Source organism: Brevibacterium samyangense (assembly GCF_039529845.1).
In the GTDB taxonomy this organism is placed as follows: Bacteria; Actinomycetota; Actinomycetes; order Actinomycetales; family Brevibacteriaceae; genus Brevibacterium; species Brevibacterium samyangense.
Map to the genome: position 1 here is coordinate 51599 of NZ_BAAANO010000004.1, position 5751 is coordinate 57349.

A 5751-nucleotide genomic window follows, 5' to 3' on the forward strand; every position below is an offset into this window, starting at 1 on the left:
CTCATCCCGGCGAGGGCACCGAGCGCCTCGAGCCGGGCGGGGACCGCCTCGGCGGTGTTCGCGTGGATCGTCGCGCAGCCGCCCTCGTGCCCGGTGTTGAGCGCGGTGAGCATGTCGCGGACCTCGGCTCCGCGAACCTCCCCGACGACGAGGCGGTCCGGCCGCATCCGGAGGGCGTTCTTCACGAGGTCGGTCATCGTCACCTCGCCGGCGCCCTCGACGTTCGCCTGCCGGGCCGCGAGCTGGACGACGTGCGGGTGGGTGGTGACGAGTTCGCGCGAGTCCTCGACGACGACCACGCGCTGGGCGGGTTCGACCGCGGACACGAGTGCGCCGAGGAGTGCCGTCTTGCCCGAGCCCGTCCCGCCGCTCACGAGGAAGTTCGCGCGGACCCGGAGCACCTCGTCGAGGAGTTCGACGAGCGGACCGGGGACGAACCCGTCCTCCTGCAGCCGCGCGAGCGAGAACCCGGAGTGGTTCGGGATGCGGAAGGAGAGGACGGTGTGGTCGCCGGAGAGCGGCGGCAGGACCGCGTTGAGACGGACGCCGTCGGGCAGTCGGACGTCGACGAGCGGTTGGGAGTCGTCGAGGCGCCTGCCCCCGAGCCCCGCGAGCCGCACCGCGAGCGCCCGCACGTCGGATTCCTCGCCGAGGGAGATCCGCACCGGTTCGAGCCCGTCCCCACGGTCCTGCCAGATCGTGTGCGGACCGTTGACGAAGACGTCGGTCGTCCCGGGTGCATCGAGCAGCCACTGGAGGGGGCCGGCACCGGCGAGTTGCGCGGAGATCCGCTGGACGAGTTCGAGGAGAGCTGCGGACCCGAGCACCCGCCCGGTGCGCCGGACCGCCGCCGCGACGGTCGCGGGGGTGACCGGGCCGGGGTTCTCGAGAAGCTCCTCCCGCACGTCCGCGATGATCTGCGGGTCGATCCACGCGCTCATGGGCACACCTCGTCGAGCACTGCGGTCGTGAAGCGGCCGATGTGCGTGCGACCACCGGGGATACCCTCACCCCGGTCGACCGCAGCGGTGAGGCGCGGGTCGTCCCGGAGCGCACCGAGCAGGTCGAGTCCGATCGTCTGGGCGACGAGCGCCGGGTCGAGCGAGGAAGCGGCCTTCCCGCTCTCCCGCACGACGAGTTTCACGTCCGGATGCACCGTGACGAGACGTTTCGCGACGCGTGCCGCCGCGACCGCCGCCCGCACGCGCGCCGGGGTGACGAGGAGGAGGTGGTGGCAGGCGCGTGCCCATTCGACAGGCGCGTGCCGCGGCAGGTCGACGACGACGAGGTCGAAGGCCTGTTGGGCGGCCGCGAGCACCTGGTCGAAGACCTCGGAGTCGAGGTCGACCCGCCCCTCCCGGTCCCAGGAGAGCACGGCGAGTCCCTCGTGTCGCGGCAGTGCCTCGGTGAGGAGGGAGGGGCGGAGGCGTCCGCGCGACTCGGTGAGCGCAGGCCACCGCAGCCCCTCGAGGTCCTCGCATCCGAGCACGAGGTCGAGTCCTCCGCCGAGCGAGTCGGCGTCGAGGAGGACGACGTTCATGCCCTCGGCCGCCGCCTGCCGGGCCGTCGCACAGGCGAGGACCGAGGCGCCCGCACCTCCCGAACCGGCGACCACCCCCAGCGTGGTGCCCGGAGTGCCCGGCGGTTCGACCGCGGTGATCATCCGCTGGGTGAGCCATTCCGAGGCGTCCGGCAGCACGGCGACGTGGTCGGCCCCCAACCGGGCGGCGTGCGCCCACACCCCGGATTCGGCGGTGCCGACGAGGACGGTCGCGACGCCGAGCGCCTGCGGGGGTTCGGCCACGTCCTCCCCGAGGAGGACGAGCACGGCGTTCTGCCAGCCTCCGGAGTCGGGGGCGATGACGTCGAGGGTGATACCGATGCCGTCGGCGAGGGCGGCGCAGTGGTCGATGAGGCTCGGGATGCGGGTGAGCAGGGCGATGCGGTGTTCGGTCGTCTCCATGCGCCCAGCGTCGGTCGCCCGGGTGCGCGGGCGTGAGGTCCCGGTGCGCTTGTGGACGGTGCACCCGTGCCGTGAATGACTGTGACCGCAGGTCGGAGGCTCTCACCCCCGACCTGCGGTCACCGTGTGTTCGTGCCGGTCAGACGCTGCGTGGGATGCGACCGGCCTGCACCGACTGGCACACCTGACGGCCTTCGCCGGCGCCCTTCTCCACAGCCGAGGCGCAGGAGATGATCCAGCCGGGCACGTCCTTCCCGCTCGTGTAGTACGCACCGCCCTGACCGTATCCGGTGGCGTCCGAGAGGAATGCGGCCTCCGGAACGTTCACCCCGGTCGGGTCGACACCGGCGCTCACGAGGTGGATGCGGAACAGTGCGCGTGCCACGAGGCCGTTGCCGATGACGAACGGGCGGAGCGCGAGGATCTCCCCGTGGAGGATCGACGCGACGACGAGGCCGGGTAGCGTCGGATCCGCGAGGAGTTCCTCGAGGAACGCGAGCCGTTCGGCGATCTCCCCCGGATCCGGAGCCGGAGGCAGTCCTCCGAGGTCCCCCGGGGTCTCCCCCGCGATCCGGGGCCGACCGAGCTGCTCCTCGGGCGCGAGACCCGCCCCGGCGGCGAGTGCGAGCTTCGAGAGGGTGTGGGAGAACCCGGTGCGCAGGGCGTCCGGTTTCTCCGACAGTTCCTGGGTCACCGCAGCCACCCGCACGGAGGCGGACAACTGCGCACCGGACAGGTCGGAGGGAACCTCCCGGCCGGCACCGACGACCTCCCGGACGAAGGTGAGGGGATACCGGGCCCCCTCGAGGGCCGCGGAGGCCCGGGCCGCGCGGATCGTCGCCTCCGCGCGGCACTCGGGCATGCGTTTGCGCAGGGCGTTGTGCCAGCGCAGTTCGGTGCACGCATTGCGTGCAGCGGTCACCGCGGCGTCCACCTCGGGGATCGAGGCGAGCGTCCGCAGCGCGTCACTCGGAGTCGGCAATCTGGATTCCCTCGAGGTTGCGGAGCACACCCTGCCGGGTCTGGTCCGGGGTGCTGACGGTGTACGAGGTGCCGTGGTCCGCGATCGCGAGGAACCACTCGCCCGGCGTCACGAGGAACACCTGGGCACCGGTCACCGGGTCGAAGGCCGGACGCGGTTCGGGAACCGCGAACCAGAACGCCTGGTTCGCGGGACGTTCCGCGCCGGCACCGGTCGGTTCCGCCTCGGACGCATCCGCATCCGCGGCACCGGCAGCACCGGCACCGGCAACAGCTGCACCGGCAGCGGCATCACCGAAGGGGCGGAAGACCTGCGTGGCCTCCACCTCGTCGTCCGCGCCGTGCTGCGGGGAGGAATCCGACTGCGGAGCGCTCGGCGCTCCGTCGGTCTGCACCTTGAACCACTGGGTGGGCTGGTTCGCGTCATCACCGGTCTCGTCGCCACGCACGTGCGGCTCGGAGGACGCGGCGGCGACCCCTCCGGCGCCGAGGGGCGACGGAGCGGCCGGGGACCCTGCGGATCCCGTCGGGGCATCACCCGAAGCCTCGGTCGATCCTGCTGCGGAGTCGGAGGTGCCATCGGATCCGCCTGCGGAGCCGTCCGTCGAGGACGCGTGAGCAGCTGCCTCGGCACCTGCGGCCTCCTCGGTGCGCTCCGCCTCGAACGAGGGCGAACCGTACCCGGCGGATCCGTTCTCGGCGTCCTTGACCGCGGTCTCGGCGTCGATGGATGCCTCGGGCTCACGGATCTCGTCGGCCGCCTCGGCGACGACGGCGTCCTCCGCCGAGGCGCCCTGCTGCACCGCGGCCGCCTCACCGAAGGAGGTGGCCGGCCGTGCGTCGACAGGGCCGCCGGTGCCGGGGGCCTGCGGCGCCTCGCCTGCGTCCGTGCGGGTGTCGTTCTGCTGTGCGGACGCGTTCTCCGCTGCATCGCGCTTCGCGGTGTCCTGCGAGGAACCGTAGGCCGGGACGTTGTCCTCGTAGCTGCCGAAGCTGCCACCCATGAAGGCCTGGGTGGGGACGTTCTGGGCGTTCTCCGGCTGATCCGCATTGCCCTCGCCGAGGTACGTCTGCCCTTCTCCGGTGGCGGTCTGCGTGGTCGGCTCCGGGGAGGACTGCTGCGGGGTCGGAGCGTAGGGCGCGTCCTGGGAACCGGCCGCCGGAGCGGGCGGGACCGGAGCACCGAAGTCGCTCGTCGGGGTGGCCGGGTGGGCGCCGGCGCCCGGAGCGTTCCGGGACGGGTCCGCGGACCCCGCGTACGGGCTCGGCGCGGACGGGGCCGCATCCGGGGAGTACCGACCCGACGGTGCCGGTGCATCCGGGCCGGGTGCGTTCGACGCACCGGCGGCGGGCACCTCGGGTCCGGATCCGAACGACTGCGGCGCCCCGGCGGGGGTTCCCTGGCCGTAGGGGGCCGACTGCGGCTGTCCGAACTGTCCCGGAGCACCGCCGGCCGCTGCGGGATCACCGACGAGCGCGGGCGCCTGCGGGGGCTGCGGCTTCGCAGCGCCGCGCTTGACGGGCCGGGCCTTCGGGTGGGCCGGTACCTCCTCGCGCTCGGCGAACTCCGAACCGAGGAACGGGATGAAGGTGAAGGCGCCGCCCAAGCACACGGCGAGCGCACCGAGGATCGAGAACCAGCCACCGACGTGGAGGTTCATCGCGTCGAAGACGAGGATGAAGAAGTTCATCACGAGACCGACGACGCCGAGGACGGAGACGAGCTGGTCGGGCGAGAACGAACCGATGCGCTGCGGGAAGCTGCGCACGAGCTTGTTGAGGAGGGTGAGGACGCCGGCAGCGAGGGGCGCGAGGATGCCGAAGAACAGCCAGGCGAAGGAGGCCCAGCCGATGCCCCAGACCCAGAAATTCATGCCGACCGCACGCTGCACCGGCAGGACGAGGGCGAGGAAGGACAGGAGCGCGCCACCGAGGACGATGAGGTCACGCACCGTGAAGGGTCCGAGCACGCCCGGGTGATCCTTCGGCGGCTTCGGTGCCTTCGGAGGTTTGGGAGCCTTCGGTGGCTTACCACCGGGAGCCGGAGCGCCCGGGTAGCCGCCGGGAGGCATCCCGGGGCCGGATCCGTATCCCGGCTGCGGTCCGGAGCCGTAGGGGCCGGGCGCCGAACCGTACTGCGGCTGCGGCGCGGAGCCGTAGGCCGGCTGCGGTCCGGACCCGTACTGGGGTGCCCCCTGAGGCGCTCCCTGGGGACCGCCCTGGGGCTGGGGACCACCCTGGGGAGCGGACCCGTACTGCGGGCCCTGACCGTACTGCGGGCCGGAACCGTACTGCGGCCCCGCACCGTACGGCGGCACACCCTGCTGACCGCCCGACTGACCGGGCGCCGGAGCACCGTACGGTCCGGGCGCGCCGCCGTACTGCGGAGCACCGGGCTGCTGTGCCGCCTCCGCATTCGGTCCTGCCGGGTGCGGGCCGGGGCCGGAACCGAAGGGCTGCGATCCCTGTGGCCGGTTCGGGTCCCACGAGCCCGGGCCCGCGGGGTGCTGGGGTGTGCTCATTCGTCTCAATCTCCTCTTCGATTCCGCGATCACCTTGGGACCGCAGAGCTTCGACCGCTCTCATCTTCACAGACAACCGGCATTGATTCATCCCGATCCGCCCGGCATCTGCATCGATGCACGGCCTGTTGACGCCCTCGGCAACGATGCACAGGCCGTTGTATGGTTCTCACACGTGGCGGGCACCACCCCGTTCACATGCCGAACGAACTCCCTCAACGACGCCGGAGGATGACATGGCAACCGACAACTCCATGGAGACCCTGCTTCACGAATCGCGCACCT

General features: G+C 72.3%; 4 protein-coding genes. All 4 read right to left on the reverse strand.

The window, feature by feature from the left end:
- Nucleotides 1-941: TadA family conjugal transfer-associated ATPase (locus ABD172_RS01560; RefSeq protein WP_344306330.1), on the reverse strand; the 941-nt coding region annotated here is incomplete at its 3' end.
- Complete coding sequence (ssd, locus tag ABD172_RS01565) at nucleotides 938-1963, reverse strand: septum site-determining protein Ssd (RefSeq protein ID WP_344306332.1); 1026 nt, start codon at nucleotides 1961-1963, stop codon at nucleotides 938-940. The genes ABD172_RS01560 and ssd, both read right to left, overlap by 4 nt.
- Nucleotides 1964-2102: 139 nt before the next feature.
- Entirely contained in the window at nucleotides 2103-2945 is an 843-nt protein-coding gene (locus ABD172_RS01570; RefSeq protein WP_344306334.1) for a Fic family protein, read from the reverse strand.
- Entirely contained in the window at nucleotides 2929-5466 is a 2538-nt protein-coding gene (locus ABD172_RS01575) for a hypothetical protein (protein ID WP_344306336.1), read from the reverse strand. The genes ABD172_RS01570 and ABD172_RS01575 overlap by 17 nt, the downstream gene beginning before the upstream one ends.
- Nucleotides 5467-5751 lie beyond the last annotated feature (285 nt).